The organism is Bradyrhizobium sp. CCBAU 51753 (assembly GCF_015291565.1).
Taxonomy (GTDB): Bacteria; Pseudomonadota; Alphaproteobacteria; order Rhizobiales; family Xanthobacteraceae; genus Bradyrhizobium; species Bradyrhizobium ivorense.
In genome coordinates this window covers 7,888,763-7,913,796 of record NZ_CP030037.1, presented here as the reverse complement: position 1 = coordinate 7,913,796, position 25,034 = coordinate 7,888,763, and the positions used below count along the sequence as shown (strand labels likewise).

Below are 25,034 nucleotides of genomic sequence, written 5' to 3'. Positions count from 1 at the left end.
CCTTATGGCGTAACACGATTGAAATTGCGTCAGCTCAGTTCGCGAATTTCAAGAGCTGTTGAAGTGTCTTCATTGTTGCGCTTTGTATCATCCGATCTGTCTCTGGACGCTTCAACTAAGCGGCTGCTTTCGTGACAAGGAGAGACTATGAGGAATGACCCTCTGGAGGAAATCGGATGGAGGTCGCCTGCAAGTCCGTCTTCACCTGCGAATGATCACGACGGCAAAGTGGTCCCGTTTCGCGAGCGAATCAGTTGCACGGTGGACGAAGCTTGCCTGGTAACAGGCTTGGGACGTACAAAGCTTTATGAGTTGATAGGATCCGGACAGCTTGTCACGACAACAATTGGACGTCGGCGTCTCGTGATAGTGCGGTCGCTTCTCGAACTTGTGGACTGAGCTATTTCGGTGTGAGCAAACCTCAATCAGCCCGATAGGGGCCAATCGAGTAGCTCTTCTGACGGCCGTGGAAGCGGTAGGCCATCCGCCAGAGCTTCGAGGCAGCGCCGCCGGGCTTACTCGCATCCGCCGTGACGAAGAGATGGAGACCGCCACCGGTCACGTCGGAAATCTTGGCGGGGCTCCACGCGCCGTTCTCGAAAATTTCGGTCGGGCGGCGCGGCAGTCGACGTCGGTCTTGATCTGCTTGGGATTGGCGCACGCGCCATCGAACCGGCTTGAACAGCCTAGTTGGTGCCCCTGGCCGGAATCGAACCGATGAAAGAAAGGTCCATGCCTTTTGATATTTCTGGAAGTTACACGCTACTCTTGCCCGGCGGAAGCCGCCGCCGCAGTGCTCACGAGGAGACCCTGTAGCGATTTGGGCGCCAGCTCGACCACCGCTGCGTTGGGGCTGCCCAGCTGAGCAACTTTATCGGTAGTGATGAGATTAGTCACCCGCAATTCCTCCCGAGAGAGTTCATGTAAATCTTCCCACGGCGGAACGTTTAGCGACAGTGACAACAGATCACCCGCGCCGCCCATGTCGAAGGTGTATTTGGCGAGGCGTCCGATATCGCGCTCAACGATCATGAGGTCATATGCGCTGTAGCTCGCGGCCCGAGCATTGTCGGCGCGGTCGCCCATCCAGATCTGATGCACGCGGACATGCGCTTGTTCAGGCACGTAACGCGACTTGCCCGACAGCAGCAGAAAAACGCACATTGATTCGCAGTAGGCCTCCGGCGACACGTGGGCGCTCTCGCCACGTGCGCTCGGGGTAAGCACGCTCACCCCGACGGTCGTGAACATTTCGAGCGCTCGGAACCGCTGTCCGAGCGCGATCGCGTCGTTGACCGAGCCGCCGCCGGAATCCAGCACGACGGTTTCGCCGTCGAGCTGATGATCGCGCGCGAAAGCATCGAAATCGCTTGGGGTCTCGGCGGTGACGATGCCGACTGCGCTGATCCAGCCTCGACAATTCGGCTGGCAAGCGACCCAGCTGAACTTCATCGGCAATTGGCGTTCTTCGAGGGCGGCGCCGGCATACGCCGAGCGGCCCGGCATGGCTGCAAGGCCGAGCAATGCGATGCAACAGGCGGCGACGCTGAGCAACATCCGAGCTGGGGTGGTCACTCGGCGAGCGAGCATGAATCTCTTTCCCTGACTGGCTATCGGGCTGAATGAGCCGCGTCACAACGGCCTGCGTACACCGGCGACATCTGGTGCTGCCGCGTCTGTCGGTACAGATCCAGAATCGAATCTTAGCCGGGACTGATGCTTGGCGCGCCATTTCGGGCCGAGGCCACGCATGTAGTGCAGCCCGGGTCGGTAGCTGTCGCGCACGTCCATAATCAGGTTGTGAATGACACTGGCGAAGTCGGAGGCAAACTCAGCCGTTCCACGGGCAAAACCGGAAAATGTGGTTGAACCCACCGTTGTCATCGATAACCCTCTCCTATTTCTCTTACCGCTAACACATCCGCCGTTACGCCTAAGCATAGCCTCCGACACATGGGCCAAGCCATTGCACAGAGGTCGATCCTCACGGGACCTTTGGCTGACAAGAGCACACCAAGGTTTAGGAGCCCTGCCCACAGGGGCATTGCGACTGATGGGAACGTCGCATTGCCTTCTTGGCGCATTATCGCTTTCAGCGGCTGGCAATCCAGCTGGTTGATATTTGCGAGATGCGGAGTGCCAGGAAGACACAGATGAAGGCCGGAGGAGGTCTCCATCGCTCTCGCTGTAGAGTCGACAGACGATCCCAAGGGTGCCGCTTGGCTTGCAATTCAGTGTAGCCGCTGAGCGATCTGCAGGGGGTTCTATGTCGGCCCGAACGCCATCAACACCAGAGCTTGATCAGTTGCGCTGCCACGCTCGGAAGATCTGGTCCGAGGGCTGCTGGCGCCAGCCAGCCAGGCACCGCGAGTGCGGGCGATGGAGTGTTGCTGGGTCTGGCTTGATTGCCTCCGAGTGGAGGATGACCTGTGCGTACCACTCGTTCACGACCTTCCTGTCGCCGAACGGCCGATCAAACAGGGGCGCCAGGTGCCGAATGTCGAGCAGCGAGTCGTTGACGCCGAATGCGAGGATCGACGGCACTACAGCGCCGCCCACGCTTTCTTCAGCGCCTGCGGGTGCAACCGGCCCGACAGCAATCCCAGTCGCGCCGCCAATTGCGGCCGCTTCGAGGCCGATGGGCCAGCCCTTCTGACACCAAGTCGATGAGGTCTGTTTCTTGATGGTTTATTTGATGGGTGTGGTCAGAGGTGCGTCATTGGTGTCGAGAACGAAGACAGCGAGTAGCTTTGCCGGCTCCGTCTTGCTCGCGTTCCGGCTGATCGAATGGGTAGCGCCCGGCCGTTCGGACCAGCTCTCGCCCGTTCGATAGATGCGCGTCTCGCCGTCATTCACCTTCGACTCGATCGTTCCCGAAATCACATAGGCGTAGATGTAAGCCGACTTCGCGTGAGTGTGGGGCGCGGAGGCCGAGCCGGGCGCGTAATCGACTTCCACGGCTACCAGCGGCTTGCCAGGTATGTTGGGAATGGCCGCTTCGAAATTCTTCGTGACGTTTTGCGCTTCGCTATCATGGGCGTAGGTGGGGCCGGCTGTCGAGAAGGCGAGGGCGGCGCAGGCGCCGGCGAAGATGGTTCGGATATTCATGGGCTTTCTCCTTCTGCCTATGTAGGTCTTCGTTTCTCATTGTTTCCCCCGGGCAGCCTGCTGATTACGGACCCCGAAGGGTTAGTCTCGCGGGATGAAGTAGACGTGGGGCCCCGGCTCGATAATGAACCCCGCGAGCGTGGCGAGAACGCAGGCAACCGCGGCGACAATCATCGCCATATGGAAACCATAGAACAGCTGAGGACCGCCCTGATGCAAGACGCCGCCGAGCAGGACGATGGCGAAGAGCGACCCGGCGCGCGACGGCACTGTTGACACCAGACGCGGTTCCGGCGCGATCGGGCTCGACGGAGGTGAGGACGAGGGTGGTCAACGGCGCGATCGCCAGGCTCATGCCCAGTGCCAGCAACAGGATGCTGGGGAAGATGTCCGCCCAATAGGTCGCGTTCGGACCGACACGGAGCGCCATGGTGCATCCCAAGGCGACGACGGCGCCGCCGGCGAACAATGGCAAACGCCGGCCGAACCCGCGGCAGAGCATCCCGGCGAGCGGAGAGACGACCGTAATCAGCACTTGCAGGGGAATGAAGGCCAGGCCCGCCACCAGCGTCGGCAGGTGGGCCCCCCGGATCATCACGAACGGGATCAAGGTTAGCATGACCGTGAACGCTCCGTAGAGGAGCGCGGTGAACAGGTTCGCGCCGACGACCGACCGCGAGGCGAAGAGGGACCGGGGCAACATGGCGTTGTCGCCCAATCGCCGTTCGGTCACGATGAGGCAGGCTAAGCAGCCCAGACCGACGATCAGGGTGACGAGCACCCAAAGGTTCAGACCGGAACCGTTGGTCAGGCTGGTCAGCCCCGCGCCCAGCCCGCCGAGCCCGACTATCGAAAAGACCGCGCCACCGACGTCGATCCGGGCGTGGCTGGTCGGGGAGTCCTTGGGTACCCACGCGGTCGCGACGGCCAGCGCGCCGGCGACTACGGGCAGGAGCATCAGAAAGGTCGTCCGCCAGGACCCGTGATCAAGGATCGCGCCGGCGACGGCGGGCGCGACGCCGCTGGCGACAGCCGCGGCGGCGGACCAGATGCCGACCGCACGGGCTTTCTTGTCGGCAGGAAAGGCCTGCCCGAGCACGGAAAGGCCGTTGGGCAGGATTAAGGCTTCGCCCAGGCCTTGCAGGAACCGGCCGACCATGAGCGCGGCGAAACTCGGCGCAAAACCAATCACGGTCGTGCTCACGCCAAAGAGAGCGATCCCCGCGAGGAAGATCCGCTTCTGTCCGAACCGGTCACCCAGAGCGCCGGCGACCAAGGTCAGGGCCGCGAGCGGCAGGAGCTCGGCATTCATCACCCACTGCAGATCGAGCGGCGACAGGCGCATGTCTTGGCCAAATCGCCGCGAGCGCGACCGTGAGGACGGCGCCGCTGACGAATACGAGACAGCTCCCGAGGCTCGACGCGGCGAGCACCTTGGTGCTGCTCCGCGCGCGGGCGGCCTTGGGCTTGGAGAGCGCCAGGCCGCCGTCGGTCAGGATCAGGGACGCGCTGCTCACGACCTAATCCCTCAGGAGGAGGGATGTCGCATCGCCGTGCCTTGATTATTGTCGATGATGTACCGCCAGAATCCATCCGCGCCGCGCCGCATGATGTCGCTCGCTGTACCGTGCATGTGCACGATCTTCCCGTCAGGACCTGTTCCGTCAATTGACCAGTCCAGCACAATCTGGGCGGTGTCGCCGCCGACGAACACATGGCGCACGTTCGCCTTCAGCGGCAGGCCGAGCTTGATATCGTGCTCGAGTATGGCCGTGAACTCTGCGCGATCGGTGATGGTTCGCCCGTCGTTCGCGACGAACACCGCCTCCAGGGCATACAAGGCCATCATTGCCTCGATCTTTCCGGAGTTGAATCGCTTGAGCAGAGACGGGATAACGCCTTCGGGTTCAGTTGGGAGTGGAAAGTTCTCGGACATCAGTAGTCTCCTGTTCGTGTTGGTTGAGATCGTTGCTCGGCGTTACGCGATGAACGACCGTTGACGCGGCCGTCGCCGCCTTTAGCCCGCGATGCGCCTGTCCAGCCCCAAAGGCATCGCGACCAGCTGCTCAGGCGCGTTAAAGACTGACGTCGTGAGCAGGACCGCGGCAGCGAGGACCCAGTAGTACCAGGCGTCGAGCCCGGAGAATTTGAAGGCAAATGGGCCGATGACAAACACGACCCCGACGGCGCGATCGACCCAAAGGTGCAGCCAGTAGGGAATGATGCGGATGAGCCCGGTGGAATGATCGGTCAGGGCAGCCAGGAGCAGCGCGGCGACACCGGCAGCAACCGAAAGCCACACCGCGACCGGTCCACTCTGCCCGAGCTTCAGCGCGAACGGTGCCGCGATCAGGACGATCGCGACGGGGTAGTCGATCAGGTAGGCGTGGATAGACTTGGTGATGAAGCGGAACAACATCGGTGGCTCCTACGTTGTTGCTTGCTCGACCGGGTCAGTGCGCCCCGGAGAGTGCATCCAGGCAAGAGGACGATCACGCCGCCCTATGCTGGCAACCACTCCGCACAACCGTCACAGGTCAGCCCGGTTAGATGCACGGAAAAGCTATGCCGGTACGTCAACCATGGGAAATGTCCGGTCGTTATGGTTTCCATTCCACTCGCCGCCCCATGGAAGCGCGCCTCTCACGAGTAGTCACTGCCGCTTTGCTGAGTGAGGTTGCCGAGGTAGTCACGCTTCCCGATCTTCGCTCCAAGGTGCCGTAGGATCGCGTGCGCAATCGAGATGTGGAAGAAGAAGTCGGGCAGCACCAGGTGCCGGATGTAGTCTTCGCCGCCGAACCACCCGCGCACGATAGGCGGCGTCAGCTCGTATGTGTGGGACTGCGCGCCGGAAATCTCGTCGGGCTCCACATTTTGCAGGAAACCGCGAGTCTCAAGGAGCCGTCCTTTCAACGCCGGATACATCATCGGGGTGTTACGGGCTGCCGGCGGATCGTGCTGCATCAACTTCGCCACGTGCGCCTCGACCTTGTTGCAGCTTACGGAGAACTGTTCTCCGAAAGTGAGCATGTCGGGCGCGAGCCGCTCGCCAAGAATCCTCCCAGGCTCAAACGCCTTGGTCCGTTCGAGCGCTTGGGCGTGGTCAAGATAGTCGTCCATTACGTTCAGTCCATGCACCATAACAGGGACTGTGATGTCATAGACCGAGAAGGACACGCCGAACTCCATGAGCTCTTATGTAGTCTGAAAGTCGGTGGGACCCGAAAGGTCGATAACCGAAGCGAATGGTCACAATGACTCTTCCTATCTCACGGCTTGCCACACCAGCTTGCCGGACTCGACAGTGCCTCCAACAAACCGCAGCAAGAGGGAGAGCGCCTACGCATGCGGCCCCTAATGACGCAGGACGGGATATCCGCTCACGTAAATCCAGTCGGTGGCCTTGGCAGGCACATGGCACCCCTGGCAATCGGCGTGGTAGTCGGTAGAGGTAGTCTTAAGCGGCTTGTCCGCGTCGAACCACGACCATCCCCACCCGTCGCCCCACAACGGATTGTCGGAATGCGTTTCCTTGCTCTCTTTGACCATGACGAACCAACCCTTGAGCTTGTCGGCGTGGCTTACTGTGCCGGTCGTCATCTCGTTCGTCGAGGTCGCGAAGACCTCTTTCACCAGAACGGCGCCGTTCGGGAAGCGTCCCGTCTTCCGGTAGGCGTCGATCGCCCCCGGGGATGCGTAGACGGTGTGCATTTCCTTCGAGCCTTCGCCGCTGTCGGCGGCAATCGCCCAACTCCCGAGCGCTTGGTAGAGGGTTCGGTAGTCTGCCGGCACGCGCAGGTGCCCGGCGGCGTCGACCACGTTCGCTGTCGGGTCGGCCGGAGCCGCTCCGCTGATCTGAGCGATCGCCGCCACGGTGCCGGCGATCAGCGAGACGGCGACAGCCAGGCCGACAGTCCTCGATAATTTCATTGGGGGCTCCTTTGCTGCCCGCGCACGGCACGGCGGCTCGGCAATCAATGTCGAGGCAGCCGCGTGTTCGGCCGACCCAGTGGACCTCAGGATCGGACGCAGCCAGCGAAATTAGAAATTCCGTTTGGTCATGCATTCGATAAGCGCGGGGTATTCTTGCCCAAAAGCGCTGTGCGCATGCGCCTCGTCCGCCCTCGATCAGCCGTCGTGGAGGGCGCCGCGCAACACTGCCTTGAGGTCAAATGATAGCGAATCGGAGAGGCCAATCACCACGTGGGCGTCGGCAGGCCACCCAGGTCGGAGATTTCCGCGCGCCTTGGGCGAAATGGCGTATGCGACCGCAATGATCACGTTCGCAAGTCACGAAGCCAATGCACCGATCCTGACGCCGCACATCCCCGCGACGATCGCGGCCGCGACGATGGCGCTCATCGCGACGCAGACACCCCAAAGGTGATCGGCGCTACGTTGATCGACACCGTGCGCGATCAGCACCACTCTCAGCCCCGAAGCAAGGTGGCTCAGGACGAAGAAGGCGCCGAGCGCGTAGTGAGGCAGCAGACGGATATTCCATGCGTCATGAATAAGCCCAGTCGGGGCTCCAATCGCGAAATTCCAATCTGTCGGTATGCCGAGGAAGCTTCGCGCGTAGACGAAGACCGAGTTCATGTGACCGAGAATGTACACTGATAGATAGGCTCCCGAAGCGACCTGATAGGTCCGCTGGAAGTCATGCGCTGCGGCGCTCCAGCGCCATGCCAGAAAGAGGCCGGTGCGGACCTGGAAAAGCATGGCCGCCACCAACACCGGTTCACCCACGGCAGAGCGATAAACCACGCGTCCGAACTTCATAACGGTCGCATGCGCATCCGGCCCCATCAAGCCGAACAGATGATTGGTCAGATGAAACACCACATATAGGAACAGGACCGCAGCCGTTACCCCGTGGACCACGCGCCAGTCTCCGACTGCAGGCACAGCTGCAGCGACCGGACCTCGGGCAGACTGCGACCAGATCGCGATTGCGAGCCAAATCGCGCACCAAGCGACCTCGTCGGGAATGGGGCTTTTGATCAAGGCCTGGACAACGCCGAGAAAGACATAGAGCGTTGGCGACACCACGCTGGCATAGGCGAGGCGTCTTGAACCGGGATTGGGCGTCGGACGACAAGCCAGAACGATCCCAAGAAACGGCACGACGAACGCGGCGATCAGGATGAAAGTCGCGTTGGCGATTGCGAGCGGTGGCAGGCTTACTGTCTGCGTGCCGACGACGGCATGAAAAGCATCGAGCAGAAATGGGTAGCCAATCGCCGCTGCTGCGGGAGCCAGAGCCAAATAGTCAAAGTGCGTTTCAAGAAACCTTCGGCGGTTCTGCAGGCGAACGAATGCTGTCATCATAGACCCATAAAGCCACAGCAAAGAAACCGGAGTAGAGACGACCTCCAAGACAGGTTTGAAGACTTGCCTTGCGGCCGAGCTAGTGAATGCTCCGATCTGTGTCAAGGCAATGGGCGATAGTTGCTTCAGCCGAAGCTTCCGCAGGGTCTGCCCATCTCCTGAGTAATCTCCGAATGCGTTGGCGCGCAATTCGTTCAAGAGGGGCTAGGTCGTGAAATTGCGTTTGAGGTATTCATGCGGATCATGAGTGCCCATTAGTGCCCGTCGCGCTTCTGGCCGTTCTCATGCGCCATGTACGAACAACGTTCGGAGCCCACTGCATGAATTTCGCAGCACCAGTCGTGCAAGCCGCGACGGCTTTCATGGCCGATTCAGCGACTGAGGGCGGCTTAGAAGTCTCCGCAGAATAGAAACGTCAGCTCCGGGTGGCATGCGGCTCGTGGCATTCCTCGCTACGGCATCACGTCGCGCGGCGAGCGGCAATAACGATCGTCTATAGATTCTATGGCGAGACGTGATTTCCCTCACCGACGTTACAAGGTCACTCTCGAAACGCATGGTTCAGTCATACTCAGGATCAGGCACCGCGATGGCGCTTCGCCAGTCAGGCGTGTCGATTGAACGATTCAAATGGCGCGAAGAGAAAGACGCTGATGTCCCAAGAAGCCTACGACATTGTCATTGTTGGTGCGGGCGCGGCCGGCTGCGTCGTTGCGAGTTATCTCGCCGAACACACCGATGCTTCGATCGCGCTGATCGAAGCGGGCGATATGGATCGCGATCCGTTCATCCACATTCCTGCCGGCTTCGCCAAAATACTGGCCCACGACCGGCATGTCTGGAAATACGAGACGGTTCCCCAGCACGGCACCAAGCGAGCCTATCGTTCGGGCAAGGTGCTCGGCGGCGGCTCCTCGATCAATGCGATGTGCTACGTCCGTGGCCAAAGACGCGACTACGCCGCGTGGCAAGACGCGGTCGGCGACACCGGCAAATGGTCGTATGAGGATCTGCTTCCCGTCTTCATGGCGCAGGAAGACAACGACACGTTCCACGACGAATATCACGGCATCGATGGTGGTCTGGCGGTTCAGCTGCCCAAGGGCATCAACGAGCTGAACCAATATTGCCTCAAGGCCTTCCAGGAATATGGGCTTCCCTATAACCCTGACTATAACGGCAAGAGCCAAATCGGCGTCTCGCCGGTGCAGTCAACGGTCGGAAATCAGCGCAGGTGCAGCGCGGTCGACGCTTATCTACGTTCGCACCTCGCATCAGGCCGCATCACTCTTCTCACCGGCAAGACGGTCGCTCGCATCCTCGTCGAGAACAAGCGGGCTGTCGGCGTCGAGCTCATGGACCACCGCCTCAAGACGATCATGGCCGGCGAGGTTGCGCTGTCGGCCGGCACCGTCCATAGCCCGAAGATCCTTATGCACTCGGGCATCGGGCCGGCCGAGCAGCTGCGCCAGCACGGTATCGCGGTGATCGTCGATTCTCCGGAAGTGGGCGAAAATCTCCACGACCACGCGATCGTGCCGGTCCGTGCCTACGTAAATGGCGACCTCGGCTATCAGGCAGCCGCGCAGGGCCTCGGCAGCGTGAAGGCGGGCCTGCGCTATTTCGCCACCAAGGATGGCCCGGCGTCTGGCAACGGCATCGAGACGGTTTCCCACTTGAACCCGTCCGACTTCACTGCCGAACCTACGATCCAATGCTATCACGTGCCTATCATCGCGGCCGATGGAATCAGCCCGACGGGCGACCGGTCCGGCATAACCTTCGAACTCGTGGTGCTTCAGCCCAAGAGCCGCGGCTGGGTGCGGCTGGCCGACAGCGACCCGACATCGATGCCGCTCATCAACCCAAACTTCATGGGCGAGGAAGAAGACGTGAGGGCCGCGGTGGAATCGGTGCGCGCGATCCGCAAGGTCATGACGCAGGATTCGCTGGCGCCGGCGATCGCAGAAGAGATCGAGCCCGGCCCGCGCATCCAGTCGGACGCCGAGATCGGCGATTGGGTGAAGCGCGTCGTGACGACGATGTTTCACCCGGTCGGCACGTGCCGGATGGGCGAGGATGCGCGAGCGGTGGTCGATGCAAGGCTCAGGGTCCGCGGGATCGACGGCCTCCGGGTGATCGACGCTTCCATCATGCCGAACATCACCAGCGGTAATACCAACGCCCCGACCCAGGCGCTCGCGCGCCACGCCGCGGCGATGCTGGTCGAGGATCTGAAGTGAGTGCGACTGACAGAACGAAGTATCCGGCTCCAGCGCCCCGGCTCGGTCGCGGTTGGTTTCGCCGCCTTGCACGATGCCGCGGCGCACCGATCGGTCTGCTGTTCGCGCTCGCGCTCGCTGGCTGCAACGAGAAGATGCAATCGCAGGCGGCCGGGCCGCCGCCGGTGACGGTGGCGCACCCGGTCAAACGGACTGTCACCGACTGGGACGAGTTCACGGGTCGCTTCGAGGCGATCCAGGAGGTTCAGGTTCGTGCACGCGTCGGCGGCTTCGTCACCAATGTCGAGTTCAAGGACGGCGACATGGTTCATGCCGGCGACCTGCTTTACATCATCGACCCGCGGCCGTTTGAGGCGGTGACCGAGCAGGCCGAGGGCCAACTGTCGGACGCGCGCGCCAAGGTGGAACTGGCCAAGCGCGAGCTCGATCGTGGCCTGAAGCTTGTCCAGACCAGCGCAGTCTCTGAACAAGTCGTCGACCAGCGCCGCCAGGCCTTGCAGGCCGCGAACGCCGCCGAGACCATCGCCGAGGGTGCGCTGAAGGCAGCCCAACTCAATGTCGAGTTCACGCATGTGGCGGCGCCGATTACCGGCCGCGTCAGCCGCCATGTCGTCAGTGTCGGCAATCTCGTCAGCGGCAGTGACAATGGCGCATCCACATTGCTGACCACCATCGTCTCAATGGATCCAATCTACATCTATTTCGATGCCGACGAGGCGACCTACCTGAAGAACAACAAACTGCGGTTCGAGGGCAAGAGGCCGAGCTCGCGCGACACGGCCAACCCCGTGCAGGTGACGCTCACCGGCGAGACGAAGCCCTCGCATGAGGGCAAGATGGATTTCCTCGACAACCGGCTCGACGTGTCGACCGGCACGCTGCGCAGCCGCGCGATCATCCCCAACCACGATCTCTCCATTCTGCCCGGACAATTCGGTCGGGTGCGGCTGATCGGCTCCTTGCCGTATGAAGCGTTGCTGTTGCCGGATACGGCGATCGCGACCGACCAGTCGCGCAAGATCGTATTCGTGGTGAAGGATGACGAGACAGTGGAAGCGCGCCCGGTAGAGCTCGGGCCTTTAGATGAAGGCCTGCGCGTAGTCCGCACGGGCCTCAAGCCGGAAGATCGCGTCATCATCGACGGCATCCAGCGGGCCCGCGTCGGCGCCAAGGTCGCACCAAGGAAGGCCGAGATCGGCGGTAAAAAGTCATGAATCTCGGGCGTCTTTCCATCAATCAGCCCATCTTGGCGATGGTGCTGTCGATTGTGCTCCTGATCGTGGGAGCGATCGCCTATAGAACGTTGCCCGTTGCAGAATATCCGGAAGTGGTGCCGCCGACGGTGGTAGTGAGCGCGCAATATCCGGGTGCCTCGGCGCAGACCATCTCGGATACCGTCGCCGCTCCCATCGAGCAGCAGATCAACGGCGTCGAGGACATGCTGTACATGTACAGCCAGGCGACCTCGAATGGCCAGCTTACCATCACCATCACATTCAAGCTCGGCACTGATCTCGACAAGGCGCAGGTTCTGGTGCAGAACCGCGTGGCAATCGCACAGCCGCAATTGCCGGAGGAGGTGCAGCGCAACGGGGTCGTCACCAAGAAGGACTCGCCCGACATCCTCATGGTCGTGTTCATGCTGTCGCCGGACGACTCGCTCGACCAGCTATACATCTCCAACTATGCTTTGCTGCAAGTGCGCGACCAGTTGCTGCGGCTTGACGGCATCGGCGACATCCAGATCTTCGGCGCGCGCGATTATTCGATGCGGCTGTGGCTCGATCCCGACAAGATCGCGAATCTCGGCCTGACTTCGAGCGATGTGGTTGCGGCGGTCCGCGCCCAGAACCTGCAGATTGCCGGCGGCCAGCTTGCGAGCCCACCGATTGCCGACCGCGCCTTTCAGCCGAACCTGACCTTCGTTGGCCGGCTGAAGGATCCGTCCCAATTCGAGGACATCGTCGTCAAATCGGGCCAGGACGGCCGCATTGTGCGGCTGCGCGACGTCGCCCGAATCGAGCTCGGGGCGCTCGACTATTCGACCAACAGCTTCCTGTTCCGCAAGTCAGCGGTGGCGTTGCGGGTAACGCAGCGGCCAGGATCGAACGCGCTTGCGACCGCCAACGGCATCAAGGAGACGATGGAAAAGCTGAAGGTCGGCTTTCCGAAGGGGCTCGACTACAATATCGGCTACAACCCGACCGAGTTCATCCGGCAGTCGATCAGCGAGCTGATCAAGACCATCTATGAAGCGATGGCACTGGTTGTCGTCGTGGTGCTGGTGTTCTTACAGGGCTGGCGTCCGGCGATCATCCCGATCGTGGCGATTCCGGTCTCGCTGGTTGGTACCTTTGCGGCCATGGCAGCCCTCGGCTATGGCATCAACAATCTCACGCTGTTCGGCCTTGTGCTCGCGGTTGGCATCGTCGTCGACGACGCCATTGTCGTGGTCGAGAATGTCGAGCGTCATCTCGCGCAAGGCTTGAGCCGCCGGGAGGCGGCGCTCAAGACCATGGAGGAGGTCGGCGGCGCGCTGGTCTCGATCGCGCTCGTGTTGTGCGCTGTGTTCGTGCCGACCGCATTTCTCGGTGGCATCACCGGGCAATTTTTCCAGCAATTCGCCGTCACGATTGCCGTCGCGACCGCGATCTCCTGCTTCTGTTCATTGACGCTGTCGCCAGCGCTGGCTTCTCAGATCCTTGTTCCGCATGCGGAGAGGCGGCCGCCGGCCTGGAATGTGATCGCGCGCGGCTGGGAATGGTTTGCCAACCTGTTCAACCGCGGCTTCGACCGGCTGTCGCATTTTTATGCTGACGTCGCACGCTTCGTGATCCGGCATCGCGTGGTGATGCTGCTCGTCTATGTGGTCCTGATCGGCAGCGCCGGCTGGCTGCTTGTCACCACGCCCCAGGGCTACATTCCGGCACAGGATCGCGGCTACGTTATCATATCCGCGCAATTGCCAGGCGCGGCCTCGCTGGCGCGGACCACCGAGATCGTTCGCAGGATCGAGAGCATCGCGCTCGATACACCCGGAATTTCGCACATCGCGGTTTTTGCAGGTCTGTCGGGAGCAACACGCACACAGGCGAGCAACTCGGCGGCGCTGTTTCCAGTGTTTGAAGAACCGGAGGTGCGCGTCAAGAAGGGGCTGAACGCGCGGGTGATCACGGCGGATCTGCGCAAGCGGCTGTCGGCCATCGAAGGTGCGTCCATCATCGTGATCCCGCCACCGCCGATCCCGGGCATCGGCACCGGCGGCGGCTTCACCATGCGCATCCAGGACCGGCAAGGCCGTGGTCCGAAGCTGCTGGCGGAGGCGACCGACGAACTCGTCGCAGCGGCCCGCAAGTCGCCGCTGCTCCTCACCCCTACTGTGTTCTCGCCGTTCTCCGCGAACACGCCGCAGGTCTTCGTCAACATCGATCAAGTCAGGGCGCAGAAGCTCGGCGTTCCCATCCAGAACATTACCGACACGATCCAGACCTATTTCGGCTCGACCTATGTCAACGACTTCAACCTGTTCGGCCGGACCTATCACGTCACCGCGCAGGCCGACCTGCCGTTTCGGAAGGAGCGTCCCGATCTTGCACGGCTGCGGACCCGCAACGCGAATGCCGACACGGTGATGCTCGGCAGCGTCGTAGATTTCACGGACGTCGCGGGCCCCGATCGCGTCGCCCGCTATAATCTCTATCCGGCGGCCGAGCTGCAGGGTGAAGGCTTGCCGCGGACAAGCTCGGCGACCGCAATTGCCGCTATGAAGAAGCTCGCCGAGAATACGCTGCCGGGCGCCTTTTCCTTCGAATGGACCGACCTGTCCTATCAGCAGGTCACCGGCGGCAACACCGGATTGTTCGTGTTCCCGATCTGCGTGCTGTTCGTCTATCTGGTTCTGGCCGCGCAATACGGGAGCTGGAGCCTGCCGTTTTCCGTCATCCTGATCGTGCCGATGTGCCTGCTTGCCGCGACTATCGGGGTGCGCATCATGGGCCAGGACGTCAACATCCTCACCCAGATCGGCTTCATTGTGCTGGTGGGATTGGCCGCCAAGAACGCGATCCTGATCGTCGAGTTCGCGCGGGACATCGAGCTCGAGGGTAAACCGCGCCTGGAGGCGGTGATCGAGGCCTGCCGGTTGCGACTGCGGCCGATTCTGATGACCTCGTTCGCTTTCATCCTCGGCGTGCTGCCGCTGGTGATCTCCACTGGATCCGGATCGGAGATCCGCCAGGCGGTCGGCGTCGCCGTGTTCTTCGGCATGCTCGGCGTCACGCTATTCGGCCTGATCTTCACGCCGATCTTCTACATGGTGGTGCGCAACCTCGCGGAAGGCGAGAACGAGGGCAAGCCGACCCAGACGACGGCGGCCGCGGCGGAGTGAGTTGCGGTGACGCCAATGCGCGATGAAGCCGGAACAACTCATGCTGCCGTGTGAGGCAGGAGGACGGGCGATGGCCACGACGGTTGAAGGCAATGTTGGAAGTCACGACAACGACTGGACGTCTGCGGAGACTGCCGCGGGGCGCAACGTTAGCCTCTCCCTTTGGAGGGGCGTTCGAGGAAGGTGCCCGCGCTGCGGGCGCGGTCGCCTGTTTTGTGCGTTTCTCAAAGTCGACGACCACTGCTCTGTCTGCCGCCTCGATTTCACCGGCCACCGAGCCGACGACCTGCCGGCCTATTTAGTGATCGTCATCGTCGGACACGTCTTGGTTCCGATAATTCTCTGGATCGAGGTGGACTATGCACCGTCGCTGGCGTTTCAGCTTGGCGTCTACCTTCCGATTACGGCCTTGGCCTCGATAGCTCTCCTGCAGCCGGTCAAGGGCGCCGTCGTGGGGCTGCAATGGGCGCTCAGGATGCACGGCTTCGGCGCGCACCCGCCCGACGAACTCCCGGCTTGAGGCGGAACGTGCCTCAACAGAACGACGTCGGAGAAGCGGGCGCGAGCGCCAGCAATTTCATTCGCCGCATCATTGCGTCAGACGTCGAGACCGGGCGCACGCGCGTCGTGGTCACGCGCTTTCCACCCGAGCCGAACGGCTTCCTCCACTTGGGGCACGCGAAGTCGATCGTGCTGAATTACGAGCTTGCGAAGGAATTCGGCGGCGGCTGCAACTTGCGTCTCGACGATACGAACCCGGCAAAGGAGAGGGTGGAGTACATCGACGCGATCAAGCGCGACGTCCAGTGGCTCGGATTCGACTGGGTGCAGGGCCTCCACTTCGCCTCCGACTACTTCGAGCAGGTGTACGCGTGGGCCTGCCATCCCGTTCGCGTCGGCAAGGCCTACGTGGACGACCACCCCGCCCACGATATCAAAGAGGGCAGGGGGACATTGACGAGCCCTGGTCGGAACAGCCCGTTCCGCGACCGCAGCGTAAACGAAAATGCTCAATTGTTCGCGCGGATGCGCGCAGGCGAGTTCAGGAACGGAGAGCGGGTGCTCCGCGCGAAAATCGACATGGCGTCAGCGAACCTCAACCTGCGCGACCCCGTCATCTACCGTATTCTCAACGCCAGCCATCCGCGCACCGGCACGGCCTGGCACATCTACCCGAGTTATGACTTTGCGCACGGCCAGTGTGACGCCATCGAAGGGGTGAGCCACTCGCTGTGCACCCTCGAGTTCGAAGACCACCGACCTCTTTACGACTGGTTCCTCGACAACCTCCCGGTGCCATCGCGGCCTCGACAGCCTACCTCGTCACTTGCCGTGATGTCGTAAAGGACGCAGCAGGCCGTGTGGTCGAGCTACGCTGCACCTACGACCCCGACAGCAGGGGTGGCGCCGGCGGGCGAAAAGTCGAGGCGACAATCCACTGGATCAGCGCCGTGGATGCTTTGCCAGCGGAGGTCAGGCTATACGGCCGGCTCTTCTCAGCAGCAAGGCCGAGCCCGACGGACCTCGCGGCCGACCTCGACCCACATTCCATGCATACGCTACGCGGCTGCCTCGTCGAGCGCGCAACCGCCTCCGATCCCCATGGCGAGGCGTTGCAGTTCGAGCGCCAAGGCTATTTCAGCCACGACGATGATTCCCGACCCGAACGGCTGGTCTTCAATCGAACCGCCTCGTTGCGCGAGAGCCCGGGAAAGCCACAGCACCCCCGGGGCAACTCCTTGCTACAACTCAGGCAGCGCCGTACTGTCTGAGGCCACTCCCTCGAGTGGTGCATCTCGCGGAATCGTCCCATTCGGGGCCAGTCGGCTCCGGACAGTCATCCCGTGCGCGCTGCGACGCGCACGGGATAATGGGCAAGGACTATGACGACGACTTCAGCAAATCCGTGTCGAACGGCAGCCTGCGCAAGCGCTTCCCGGTGGCGGCGAAGATCGCATTGTTTACCGCCGCACTGACAATGGCCGTCGGAGCTTCACCAATGCCACCTGGAGCCTCTGCGTTCTTGATCAAGTGCGTCTCCACCACCGGCACCTCGTCGATACGCATCGGCAGATAGCTGTCGAAATTGCTCTGCTCGACGCGTCCATCCTTGAAAGTGATCGACCCATGGAGCGCAGCGGTTAGCCCGAAAAGCGTTCCACCCTGAACCTGTGCTTCGATCGTATCCGGATTGACGTACATGCCGCAATCAACCGCACAAACGATCCGCTTGACCTTGACAGAGCCATCGGCCGCCACTTCGACCTCGGCGACCTGCGACAGGTAACTTCCAAATGCGAATTGTACCGAAATCCCGCGGCCATGCCGTGCGGGAAGTGGTGATCCCCACCTTGCTTTTTCCGCGGCAAGGGACAGAACACCAAGCGCTCGCGGATTGTGACCGAGCAATCCCTTGCGATAAGCGACAGGATCCTGCTTTGCGGCATGCGCGAGCTCATCCATGAAGCTTTCGACCACAAAAACATTGTGAGTCGGTCCGACGCCGCGCCAGAAAGCCGTCCGGACACCAGGGGGCTCGACCCGGACATAGTCGACGTGGATATTGGGGAGCGCATATGGCGGCTTGGCCGCCGCTTCTACGGCATCGAGATCCAATCCGTCCTTGAACCAATAGGGAATATAGCGAGCGGCGATTGAGGAGCCGGCGATCCGATGCGTCCAGGCAACCGGCTTGCCGGCCGTATCAAGTCCGGCCGAGAGACGATCGAAGTAGTACGGCCGATACATATCGTGCTGGATGTCTTCCTCGCGGCTCCAGATCACCTTCACGGGCCCGTCGACGTGCTTGGCGATCTTGACGGCCAGCACCGTGCCATCGGCCTCCAGCCTTCGGCCGAAGCCACCGCCAATCAGATGATTGTGAATTTTGATCGCATCCCTTGGCAGACCGCTGAGTTCGGCGACCAGAGACTGCGTGAGCGATACCGCCTGCGTCCCGACCCAAACATCGCAACGATCCTTCTGCAGATGAACGGTGCAGTTCATCGGCTCCATCGCCGCATGGGCCAGGAAAGGCACCTGATAGACGGCTTCGAGCCGTTGCGCCGCTTGTGCAAGAGCCTTCCCTGCATCGCCATCGTTACGGGCAACCGCGCCCGGCTTTTTGGATTCCTCCTCCAGTTGCTTGACGATATCGGCGTTGTTAACCTTGCCATTCGGCCCATCGTCCCACGTGATGGCGGCAGCCTCGAGGCCCTTCTTCGCCGCACCCATGTGATCCGCCACGACGGCAACAGCTTCATCGATATTGACCACCTGCCGGACGCCCTTCACCGCCAGCGCAGCCTTCTGGTCTACCGTTTTCGCCTTGCCACCGAGCACAGGCGAAATGGCAACCGCCGCAACCCTCATTCCCGGCAATCGCGTGTCGATGCCGTAGAGCGCGCGCCCATCGACCTTTATCGATGAATCCACGCGCTTGGCACGCGTGCCGATCAGGGTGAAATCTTTAGGATCCTTCAATTTGACGTTTAATGCAGGCGGCACAGGCAATTTCGCTGCAACCTCCGCAAGTTCGCCGTAGCTAAGATGCTTCGAGCCGGGCGCAGTGAACACGACGCCGTTCTTGGCATGGCAAGTGGCTGAATCGACACCCCACCGCTTGGCAGCCGCCGCAATCAGCATGTTGCGACCGACGGCGCCTGCCTGACGCAGGGGCGCCCAGAAGGCACGTACAGAGGAGGAAGCACCTGTAGTTTGAATGTGCAGGAACGAGTTGGCGTAAAGCGCATCATTTGGCGGCGCATGCTGAACCTGAATCTGGTCAAGCTCCACTTCCAGTTCTTCGGCCAGAAGCATCGAGAGCGCCGTGTAAACCCCTTGTCCCATCTCGGCCATCGGCATGACCAGGGTCACGGCGCCGGTTGGATTGATCCGTATAAATCCGTTCGGCGCGAAATTACCCGCGACCTCGTTTTCGACTACCTGCGAAGCAGGCGCCGCGAAGACAGACTCCGTGCTTGCGCCGGTCAGCGCAAAACCAAGCAGCAAACCTGTGCCCTGAAGAAAGGCGCGCCGCGACATCGCTGTTTCATCGGCAATCTGCTCTCTCATAATAAGCCCATCCATGATCTCAAACTCCCGCAGCGTGCTTGATCGCAGCGCGGATCCGCTGATAGGTGCCGCATCGGCAGACATTGCCCGACATGGCGGCGTCGATGTCGTCATCGCTCGGCTTCGGCGTGTCCTTCAGCAGCGCCGCCGCCGACATGATCTGGCCGGACTGGCAGTAGCCGCATTGCACCACCTCCAGCTCCAGCCACGCCTTCTGCAAGGCCGCGCCCTGCGGCGTCTGGCCGATTGCCTCTATCGTGGTGACCGCGCTGTCGCCGACGCTATCGACCGTGGTGATGCAGGACCGCGTCGCCGCACCGTCGACATGCACGGTGCAGGCGCCGCACAGCGCCTTGCCGCAACCGAACTTGGTCCCGGTCATGCCGAGCACGTCGCGCAGCACCCACAGCAGCGGGGTGTCGCCGTCGACATCGACCTCATAGGGTGTGCCATTAATCTTCAACATGAAAGCCATGACGGCCTCTCGGTGGCTGCGGCTGATAGGATGCAGTCGGCCGACCTGGACAGCGCCGGCCGGCCGCGTGCATCGATGGGCGCGTGTCGCTCACGGACGAACGCGGATGATTGTCTTCCCGTTGCGTCGCTCGGTCGGGTTGAAGGCGGCGACAGCGTCGTCGAGGGTCGAGACGATGCCGATGTTCGTCCGCAGTCGTCCGTCCCGCACCCGCTGGACGATCTCACTCAGTTGGGCACGATCGGACTCGACAACGAAGTCGACCGCGAGGCCGTCGGCGGGCCGCGCCTCGGTTGGCCCGACGATGGACACCAGCGTTCCTCCGGTTCGAATCAGGCCTGCGGACCGCTTCTGGATGTCGCCGCCGATGACATCGAACACCAGATCGACTCCGCCGACGTCTTCAAGGACGTTGTTGTCAAGGTCGACGAACTCCTGCGCGCCGAAGTCGAGCGCCTTCTGACGGTCGGCGGCGCGTCCGGTGCCGATGACGTAAGCGCCGGCCTCTCGTGCGAGTTGCGTCACCATCGACCCGACTGCGCCGGCCGCGCCGTGCGCGAGGACGCTCTGCCCCGCGTGAAGACGGCCGTGCTCGAACAGTCCCTGCCACGCGGTTAGGCCTGAGATCGGCAGGCTCGCGCCCACCGTGAAGTCGACGTCGCCCGGCAGCGGCGCGAGGTTGCGTGCCTCGATGGCCACATACTCCGCCAGGGTACCGTCGCGATACCAGTCGGAGAGGCCGAACACTCGCTGTCCGACCGACAATCCCGTCGTGCCGTAGCCGAGAGCGGTGACCACTCCGGCCAGCTCGTGGCCGGGGATCGACGGTGTTCGGTCACGGTCGCGGCGATCGGTCCAGGTCGGGGGCCACGTTAGCTCAGTCGGGACGAATCCCGACGCATGAACCTGAACGACGACGTCGTTTATCGCCGCCTGCGGCTCGGGCCGCTTCGCCAGCTTCATCCCGGCCGTTCCCGCAGCCTGGTCCGTCACAACGATCGCCTTCATGTGAATTGTCTCCTCGGTCATTTGTATCTTTGGTGGAAATGTCGCAGTGACAGGCGCATGTCGCCTCACGGACGAACGCGGATGATCGTCTTCCCGCTGATCCGCTTGGTCAGATTGAAAGCAGCGACGGCATCGTCGAGGGTCGCGATGTTGCCGATGTTCGTCCGCAGTCGTCCGTCACGCACCCGCTGGACGATCTCACTTAGCTGGGCGCGATCGGACACGAGAACAAAGTCGATCGTCAGGCCATCGGCCGGCCGCGCCTCGGTTGGCCCGGCGATGGTCACCAGTGTTCCTCCGGCTCGAATCAGGCCTGCGGACCGCTTCTGGATGTCGCCGCCGATGACATCGAACACCAGATCGACTGCGCCGACGTCTTCAAGGACGTTGTTGTCAAGGTCGACGAACTCCTGCGCGCCGAAGTCGAGCGCCTTCTGACGGTCGGGGGCGCGTCCGGTGCCGATGACGTAAGCGCCGGCCTCTCGTGCGAGCTGCGTCACCATCGAACCGACTGCACCGGCCGCGCCGTGTACGAGGACGCTCTGCCCCGCCTGAAGATGGCCATGCTGAAACAGCCCTTGCCATGCGGTCAGGCCCGGCATCGCCACGCTGGCGCCCACCGTGAAGTCGACGTCGCTCGGCAGTGGCGCGAGGTTGCGTGCCTCGATGGCCACATATTCCGCCAAGGAGCCGCCGCGATATGAGTCCGAGAGGCCGAACACCCGCTGTCCGACCGATAGCCCCGTCGTGCCGTAGCCGAGAGCGGTGACCACTCCGGCCAGCTCCTGCCCAGGGATCGACGGTGTTCGGTCACGGTCGAGGCGATCCGTCCAGGTCGAGGGCCACGTCAGCTCACCCGAAGTGAATCCCGACGCATGAACCTGAACGACGACGTCGTTTATCGCTGCCTGCGGCTCGGGCCGCTCCTCCAGCTTCATCCCGGACGTTCCCGCAGCCTGGTCCGTTACCACGATTGCTTTCATGGGAATTGTCTCCTCAGAGATTTATTGGTTCGGGGTAAATTGCAGGCGTGGAAGGTCTTTTCGATCTCTCACGCAGCTGGTTATCGGCTCGACGCCTTCCGCGACGACCTTGATGTCGAATTGCTGTGTGATGTCGGCGAGACCGCTGCTCGCGTTCCTCGGAGCCATCGCGCGGCGAACCCAGCATTTTTGTGAACTTTAACCGCGCGACGGTGGCGGGCGCTTCAAAGTGAGAAGCTCCGCCACATCGTGCAGATCATCCGCCGATGAGATGGCAACTGTCAGCCATTTTCCGTCGATGTATGTTTTGGCTTCGTCATAGAGCTTGACCAAGTGCGGACGCCCGACATAACGCCGCTCCTCAAACTTCTCTCGTTCAGCTCCACCCATTACCACCACGGCCGAAAACAGCCGGTATTCCGGCACCAAGGTGCAGAACGCCCTGGTCTTCTTGTAGCGCAAGGACCAACCGCGGTTTCTGCCACCGTAGAGCCAGTCCGGCGCGAAAACTCCAGGGTAGAATTCGACGATCCAGTTCCGCAGCTCGGTCCAATACCCGAACGCCTTAGGTCCGATCCACTCGCGGACGGCACCGTCATCGGGCGGTGCTGATTTGTCGGTGATCCTGTCGCCGATTTTGGGAAGCGTCACGCCATCGGCGGCTGTTACTCTCGTTCCGGTAGGTAAAATCATCAAAAGACCTCGTGTTCATAGTCCGGCGGAGGCCGGAGGATTATGATGCGGGCGTGCCAAGCGCTTGTGGCGCGCCCTTAGGGAGCTCCTGGTACGACGCTCTCCGGAGCACGGGGGTGTGCCTCGCGATACGGTTTACCGGTGCCTGAGAGCACTGCAGGGCAGCCATCGACGCCTCGAAGCTCTCCCATGACAGTCAGATCGAGAGCGGCGAGCGCTTTCTCCCTCGCCAATGGAGCTTGCTCTCGGTCGAGGAACGCGGTGGCCTCTAGAGGGATAAATTGCTGGGTCTTCAGCCCAATGGAACTAAGAGCCAGCGACAGATATGGCGTGAGGAAGTCCGGCTGGTTGGCTCGGTCGCCGGTAAAGACGCCGCCAGAGGCGACGCCGATGAACACCGGACGATCCCGGAGCATTCCCACCTTTCCGGCGGGCGTCGACATCATCGTGCGACCGACGCGCAAGATTTGATCGATCCACGCTTTGAGGACCGAGGGAATAGCGAAGTTGTGCATGGGCGTTCCGATGACAACAACATCGGCCGCTTCGACTTCCCGGATAAGCGCTTCGGAAATATCCAGAGAACCCTTCGGCGGGGCGGCTAACGTGGCGGGCGACGCCAACGCGGCGGCATAGTTAGCCACGGTGTGGGGCAAGGGTTCGAACCCTAAATCGCGCCGGGTAATGCTCGCCCCGGGCGCAACCTCGAGAAGCTTTTCGGCGATCGCGGCCGAAAGCTCACGGCTATGCGATTCTCGACGCGGACTGCTATCAATATGGAGAATGTGCATGTGATCGATCCCAATGGCTTCGAGAAGTTGCGACGGGACAAAGCTCAGATCGAGCCGGCCGGCGTTACGGCGGGAAAGTCCTTCTCGGGATCGAACACGTTGTTGAAAAAATTCGTCAGGGAGTACATAGCCACCAGCGCGACGATCTCCATGACGTTCGCATCCGTGTAGCCTGCATTGCGAACGGCTTTCAGATCGGCGTCACTGACCTTGCCGCGGGTCTCAATGACTTTGCGCGCAAACTGGACGGCGGCGTCCCGCTTCGGGTCGCTGGCGTGGCCCTTCCGAGCGAGAATGATTTCGTCGGCCGGCAGCTTGGCCATATGGTCGGCCGTAAAGCTGTGAACTGTCAGGCAATAGTTGCAGCCATTCACTTCGGAGACAGCAAGGCCGATGCTGTCACGCGTCTTCACGTCGAGCGCCTTGCTTAAGGAGCCGAGCAGGGCGGCCCACGCGTTGAACGCGATCGGGCTATGCGCGAAGGTCGCAATCATATTTGGGGTAAACCCGATGTTCCTGGTGATCGTGTCGAGGGTCGGTTTTGAGTCGGCCGGCACCTGTTCCGGCTTTAGAGCTGCACTTCTTGGCATCGTAGTCTCCGCAATTTACTGGTTTTGCTAAAAATCATACGAGTTCCAGCACATCGGCGACCGGACGGCGCGGCTTCTGCGCCCAGTTTCCCGGACGCTCCGGCCCCACGGACAACAGCATGACCGGTACTTCGTCCTCGGCCAGTCCGAACTCGCGGTGCACCGCTTCGGCATCGAAACCGATCATCGGCGTCGTGGCGCTGCGGCTCAGGATGCATTCGATGACGCCGTTGGTCATGGTGATTCCGTCAGTCATGGTGATTCCTATGAAGGGATAGGTTGAGGTACGAGAGTGCTTTCGCTTTCTCTGTTGAAAATGCTGCGGCGATGGGTCGGTTCGACATCCAATGCCAGGCGCCATGGGTAGTTTTCGAAAGCGAAGGCAGAACGTGTGACCTCGCTTCCAAAACTCTCGGTGTAGGGCAGCGGATTGACCGGTGACACATCAGCGTCCACCACGTTCTCGGTCGGACCGGCTGGAGCCGCTTCGCTCATCAACGCGAGCGCCGCCACGGTGGCCGCGACAAGGGAGACCGCAACAGCTGGGCCGACGGTCTTCGGTGATTTCATGGGGCTCTCCTTTGTTGCCCGCGCGCGGCGCGCTCGGCGCAATGGCTTCACGCGATGTCGAGGTGGCCGCGTGCTCGGCTGACCCAGTGGTCCTCAGGATCGGACGCAGCCGGCGAAATTAGAAATTCCGTTTGGTCATGCATTCGATGAGCGCGGGGTATCGTTCCTAAAAGCGCTGTGCGCGCGCGCCCCTTCGGTCTAGGCAGGGAACCGCATCGCGTAATCGCCGCCGCTCTCGAAGCGCCAGGCAGCACGCTCGTAACGCAGAGCGGTGAGGATTTCAGACACAGCATCACGCAATTCCGACGCCTGCACACATCGGTCGGCGGCATCGATTAGCGTGCGAATGGATGGCGTCTTGCTGACGCCTCGCTCAATGAGCCGTTACTTCAACGTAGCAAGATAGGCAACGAGGTCCGTCCGGTCAGTCGGGTTCTTCAGCCCTGCGTAGGGCATCCTGTTTCCGGGAACGACCTGCTGCGGCGATTCCAGATACGCATCGAGGATCTTCGTATCCCAGACAATGTCGGACTTCTTCATCGCGTTACTATAGCTGAAGCCGGAAACCGTACCCGCCTTCCTGCCGATGATTCCCTCCAGGCCCGGTCCGGCGCGATTGGCATGATCCGTCGCATGGCATGCTGCGCAAGCTTTGAAAATGGTTTTTCCGTGCTCGGCGTCCTGTGCGTAGCCGCGATTCGCGCTTGATCCCGCAACCACGAGCACCGCGATAAACGCGCCAATCTTTCCCGCGCCTTTCATGGGAACGTCCTTTTTTATT

Annotated in this window: 23 protein-coding genes and 3 pseudogenes; 6 read left to right on the top strand and 20 right to left on the bottom strand. The window is 61.7% G+C overall.

Going from position 1 to position 25,034, the window contains the following annotated elements:
* Positions 1-147 precede the first annotated feature (147 nt).
* A complete protein-coding gene (locus XH93_RS43190) occupies positions 148-399 on the top strand; it encodes a helix-turn-helix domain-containing protein (protein ID WP_210340425.1) in 252 nt (83 codons plus the stop codon).
* 34 nt (positions 400-433) lie between these two features.
* On the opposite strand, the pseudogene XH93_RS42570 reads toward XH93_RS43190, so the two are convergent.
* The 10 genes and pseudogenes from XH93_RS42570 to XH93_RS36135 all read right to left on the bottom strand — a co-directional run.
* Positions 434-642, bottom strand: a pseudogene (locus XH93_RS42570) (Arm DNA-binding domain-containing protein); the annotation flags it as partial.
* A 120-nt stretch (positions 643-762) separates the two neighbouring features.
* Positions 763-1,590 carry a hypothetical protein gene (locus XH93_RS36175; RefSeq protein ID WP_246799384.1) on the bottom strand — a complete coding sequence of 276 codons (828 nt, stop codon included), beginning with the start codon at positions 1,588-1,590 and terminating at the stop codon, positions 763-765.
* Positions 1,591-1,632: 42 nt separating this feature from the next.
* Positions 1,633-1,884, bottom strand: coding sequence for a hypothetical protein (locus XH93_RS36170; protein WP_194475549.1), 252 nt, complete (start codon positions 1,882-1,884; stop codon positions 1,633-1,635).
* Positions 1,885-2,688: 804 nt separating this feature from the next.
* On the bottom strand, positions 2,689-3,108 hold the full coding sequence (locus XH93_RS36165) for a cupin domain-containing protein (RefSeq protein ID WP_194471145.1): 420 nt from the start codon (positions 3,106-3,108) through the stop codon (positions 2,689-2,691).
* Positions 3,109-3,172: 64 nt separating this feature from the next.
* Entirely contained in the window at positions 3,173-4,453 is a 1,281-nt protein-coding gene (locus XH93_RS36160) for an MFS transporter (protein WP_194471144.1), read from the bottom strand.
* 183 nt (positions 4,454-4,636) lie between these two features.
* Positions 4,637-5,044 carry a DUF4440 domain-containing protein gene (locus XH93_RS36155; RefSeq protein WP_194471143.1) on the bottom strand — a complete coding sequence of 136 codons (408 nt, stop codon included), beginning with the start codon at positions 5,042-5,044 and terminating at the stop codon, positions 4,637-4,639.
* Positions 5,045-5,125: 81 nt separating this feature from the next.
* Positions 5,126-5,527, bottom strand: coding sequence for a hypothetical protein (locus XH93_RS36150; protein WP_194471142.1), 402 nt, complete (start codon positions 5,525-5,527; stop codon positions 5,126-5,128).
* A 224-nt stretch (positions 5,528-5,751) separates the two neighbouring features.
* Positions 5,752-6,297, bottom strand: coding sequence for a DUF1993 family protein (locus XH93_RS36145; protein ID WP_194471141.1), 546 nt, complete (start codon positions 6,295-6,297; stop codon positions 5,752-5,754).
* 165 nt (positions 6,298-6,462) lie between these two features.
* The gene (locus XH93_RS36140; protein ID WP_194471140.1) at positions 6,463-7,038 is read right to left on the bottom strand and encodes a cytochrome P460 family protein; all 576 of its coding nucleotides are present in this window, start codon (positions 7,036-7,038) and stop codon (positions 6,463-6,465) included.
* 360 nt (positions 7,039-7,398) lie between these two features.
* Positions 7,399-8,436 carry a hypothetical protein gene (locus XH93_RS36135; protein WP_210340424.1) on the bottom strand — a complete coding sequence of 346 codons (1,038 nt, stop codon included), beginning with the start codon at positions 8,434-8,436 and terminating at the stop codon, positions 7,399-7,401.
* A gap of 656 nt (positions 8,437-9,092) precedes the next feature.
* Here XH93_RS36135 and XH93_RS36130 point away from each other — a divergent pair.
* The 5 genes and pseudogenes from XH93_RS36130 to XH93_RS36110 all read left to right on the top strand — a co-directional run bounded on the left by XH93_RS36130 (position 9,093) and on the right by XH93_RS36110 (position 16,841).
* Positions 9,093-10,682 carry a GMC family oxidoreductase gene (locus XH93_RS36130; protein ID WP_194471139.1) on the top strand — a complete coding sequence of 530 codons (1,590 nt, stop codon included), beginning with the start codon at positions 9,093-9,095 and terminating at the stop codon, positions 10,680-10,682.
* 134 nt (positions 10,683-10,816) lie between these two features.
* On the top strand, positions 10,817-11,896 hold the full coding sequence (locus XH93_RS36125; protein WP_194471138.1) for an efflux RND transporter periplasmic adaptor subunit: 1,080 nt from the start codon (positions 10,817-10,819) through the stop codon (positions 11,894-11,896).
* Positions 11,893-15,069, top strand: coding sequence for an efflux RND transporter permease subunit (locus tag XH93_RS36120; RefSeq protein WP_194471137.1), 3,177 nt, complete (start codon positions 11,893-11,895; stop codon positions 15,067-15,069). Before XH93_RS36125 ends, XH93_RS36120 begins: the two co-directional genes overlap by 4 nt.
* 70 nt (positions 15,070-15,139) lie before the next feature.
* Positions 15,140-15,589 carry a DUF983 domain-containing protein gene (locus XH93_RS36115; protein WP_194471136.1) on the top strand — a complete coding sequence of 150 codons (450 nt, stop codon included), beginning with the start codon at positions 15,140-15,142 and terminating at the stop codon, positions 15,587-15,589.
* Between the two features lie 8 nt (positions 15,590-15,597).
* Positions 15,598-16,841, top strand: a pseudogene (locus tag XH93_RS36110) (glutamate--tRNA ligase family protein).
* A gap of 109 nt (positions 16,842-16,950) precedes the next feature.
* Here XH93_RS36110 and XH93_RS36105 read toward each other — a convergent pair.
* From XH93_RS36105 to XH93_RS36060, 10 genes and pseudogenes are all read right to left on the bottom strand, one after another.
* Entirely contained in the window at positions 16,951-19,158 is a 2,208-nt protein-coding gene (locus XH93_RS36105) for a xanthine dehydrogenase family protein molybdopterin-binding subunit (protein WP_194471135.1), read from the bottom strand.
* A 4-nt stretch (positions 19,159-19,162) separates the two neighbouring features.
* Complete coding sequence (locus XH93_RS36100) at positions 19,163-19,618, bottom strand: (2Fe-2S)-binding protein (RefSeq protein WP_194471134.1); 456 nt, start codon at positions 19,616-19,618, stop codon at positions 19,163-19,165.
* 90 nt (positions 19,619-19,708) lie between these two features.
* Positions 19,709-20,626 (bottom strand): NADP-dependent oxidoreductase, encoded by a 918-nt coding sequence (locus XH93_RS36095; protein ID WP_194471133.1) that lies wholly within the window; start codon positions 20,624-20,626, stop codon positions 19,709-19,711.
* Positions 20,627-20,691: 65 nt separating this feature from the next.
* Positions 20,692-21,609, bottom strand: coding sequence for an NADP-dependent oxidoreductase (locus tag XH93_RS36090; RefSeq protein ID WP_194471132.1), 918 nt, complete (start codon positions 21,607-21,609; stop codon positions 20,692-20,694).
* A gap of 198 nt (positions 21,610-21,807) precedes the next feature.
* The gene (locus XH93_RS36085; protein ID WP_194471131.1) at positions 21,808-22,302 is read right to left on the bottom strand and encodes a DUF3788 domain-containing protein; all 495 of its coding nucleotides are present in this window, start codon (positions 22,300-22,302) and stop codon (positions 21,808-21,810) included.
* 77 nt (positions 22,303-22,379) lie between these two features.
* Positions 22,380-23,093, bottom strand: a complete 714-nt coding sequence (locus XH93_RS36080) for an FMN-dependent NADH-azoreductase (protein ID WP_194471130.1) — start codon at positions 23,091-23,093, stop codon at positions 22,380-22,382.
* A 44-nt stretch (positions 23,094-23,137) separates the two neighbouring features.
* Entirely contained in the window at positions 23,138-23,683 is a 546-nt protein-coding gene (locus tag XH93_RS36075; RefSeq protein ID WP_194471129.1) for a carboxymuconolactone decarboxylase family protein, read from the bottom strand.
* Between the two features lie 34 nt (positions 23,684-23,717).
* Positions 23,718-23,879 (bottom strand): annotated as a pseudogene (locus XH93_RS36070) (nitroreductase family protein); the annotation flags it as partial.
* Between the two features lie 68 nt (positions 23,880-23,947).
* Positions 23,948-24,253, bottom strand: coding sequence for a hypothetical protein (locus XH93_RS36065; protein WP_194471128.1), 306 nt, complete (start codon positions 24,251-24,253; stop codon positions 23,948-23,950).
* A 384-nt stretch (positions 24,254-24,637) separates the two neighbouring features.
* On the bottom strand, positions 24,638-25,015 hold the full coding sequence (locus tag XH93_RS36060) for a cytochrome c family protein (protein WP_194471127.1): 378 nt from the start codon (positions 25,013-25,015) through the stop codon (positions 24,638-24,640).
* Positions 25,016-25,034 lie beyond the last annotated feature (19 nt).

Bases quoted from the DNA above. Each gene is read 5' to 3' on its own strand.
- XH93_RS36100 (WP_194471134.1), bottom strand. From the start codon at position 19,618: ATGGCTTTCATGTTGAAGATTAATGGCACACCCTATGAGGTCGATGTC.
- XH93_RS36090 (WP_194471132.1), bottom strand. From the start codon at position 21,609: ATGAAAGCAATCGTGGTAACGGACCAGGCTGCGGGAACGTCCGGGATG.
- XH93_RS36150 (WP_194471142.1), bottom strand. From the start codon at position 5,527: ATGTTGTTCCGCTTCATCACCAAGTCTATCCACGCCTACCTGATCGAC.
- XH93_RS36075 (WP_194471129.1), bottom strand. From the start codon at position 23,683: ATGCCAAGAAGTGCAGCTCTAAAGCCGGAACAGGTGCCGGCCGACTCA.
- XH93_RS36085 (WP_194471131.1), bottom strand. From the start codon at position 22,302: ATGATTTTACCTACCGGAACGAGAGTAACAGCCGCCGATGGCGTGACG.
- XH93_RS36120 (WP_194471137.1), top strand. From the start codon at position 11,893: ATGAATCTCGGGCGTCTTTCCATCAATCAGCCCATCTTGGCGATGGTG.
- XH93_RS36060 (WP_194471127.1), bottom strand. From the start codon at position 25,015: ATGAAAGGCGCGGGAAAGATTGGCGCGTTTATCGCGGTGCTCGTGGTT.
- XH93_RS36145 (WP_194471141.1), bottom strand. From the start codon at position 6,297: ATGGAGTTCGGCGTGTCCTTCTCGGTCTATGACATCACAGTCCCTGTT.
- XH93_RS36135 (WP_210340424.1), bottom strand. From the start codon at position 8,436: ATGACAGCATTCGTTCGCCTGCAGAACCGCCGAAGGTTTCTTGAAACG.
- XH93_RS36155 (WP_194471143.1), bottom strand. From the start codon at position 5,044: ATGTCCGAGAACTTTCCACTCCCAACTGAACCCGAAGGCGTTATCCCG.
- XH93_RS36160 (WP_194471144.1), bottom strand. From the start codon at position 4,453: ATGCGCCTGTCGCCGCTCGATCTGCAGTGGGTGATGAATGCCGAGCTC.
- XH93_RS36105 (WP_194471135.1), bottom strand. From the start codon at position 19,158: ATGGATGGGCTTATTATGAGAGAGCAGATTGCCGATGAAACAGCGATG.
- XH93_RS36115 (WP_194471136.1), top strand. From the start codon at position 15,140: ATGGCCACGACGGTTGAAGGCAATGTTGGAAGTCACGACAACGACTGG.
- XH93_RS36175 (WP_246799384.1), bottom strand. From the start codon at position 1,590: ATGCTCGCTCGCCGAGTGACCACCCCAGCTCGGATGTTGCTCAGCGTC.
- XH93_RS36095 (WP_194471133.1), bottom strand. From the start codon at position 20,626: ATGAAGGCGATCGTTGTGACGGACCAGGCTGCGGGAACGGCCGGGATG.
- XH93_RS43190 (WP_210340425.1), top strand. From the start codon at position 148: ATGAGGAATGACCCTCTGGAGGAAATCGGATGGAGGTCGCCTGCAAGT.
- XH93_RS36140 (WP_194471140.1), bottom strand. From the start codon at position 7,038: ATGAAATTATCGAGGACTGTCGGCCTGGCTGTCGCCGTCTCGCTGATC.
- XH93_RS36165 (WP_194471145.1), bottom strand. From the start codon at position 3,108: ATGAATATCCGAACCATCTTCGCCGGCGCCTGCGCCGCCCTCGCCTTC.
- XH93_RS36125 (WP_194471138.1), top strand. From the start codon at position 10,817: ATGCAATCGCAGGCGGCCGGGCCGCCGCCGGTGACGGTGGCGCACCCG.
- XH93_RS36170 (WP_194475549.1), bottom strand. From the start codon at position 1,884: ATGACAACGGTGGGTTCAACCACATTTTCCGGTTTTGCCCGTGGAACG.
- XH93_RS36130 (WP_194471139.1), top strand. From the start codon at position 9,093: ATGTCCCAAGAAGCCTACGACATTGTCATTGTTGGTGCGGGCGCGGCC.
- XH93_RS36080 (WP_194471130.1), bottom strand. From the start codon at position 23,093: ATGCACATTCTCCATATTGATAGCAGTCCGCGTCGAGAATCGCATAGC.
- XH93_RS36065 (WP_194471128.1), bottom strand. From the start codon at position 24,253: ATGAAATCACCGAAGACCGTCGGCCCAGCTGTTGCGGTCTCCCTTGTC.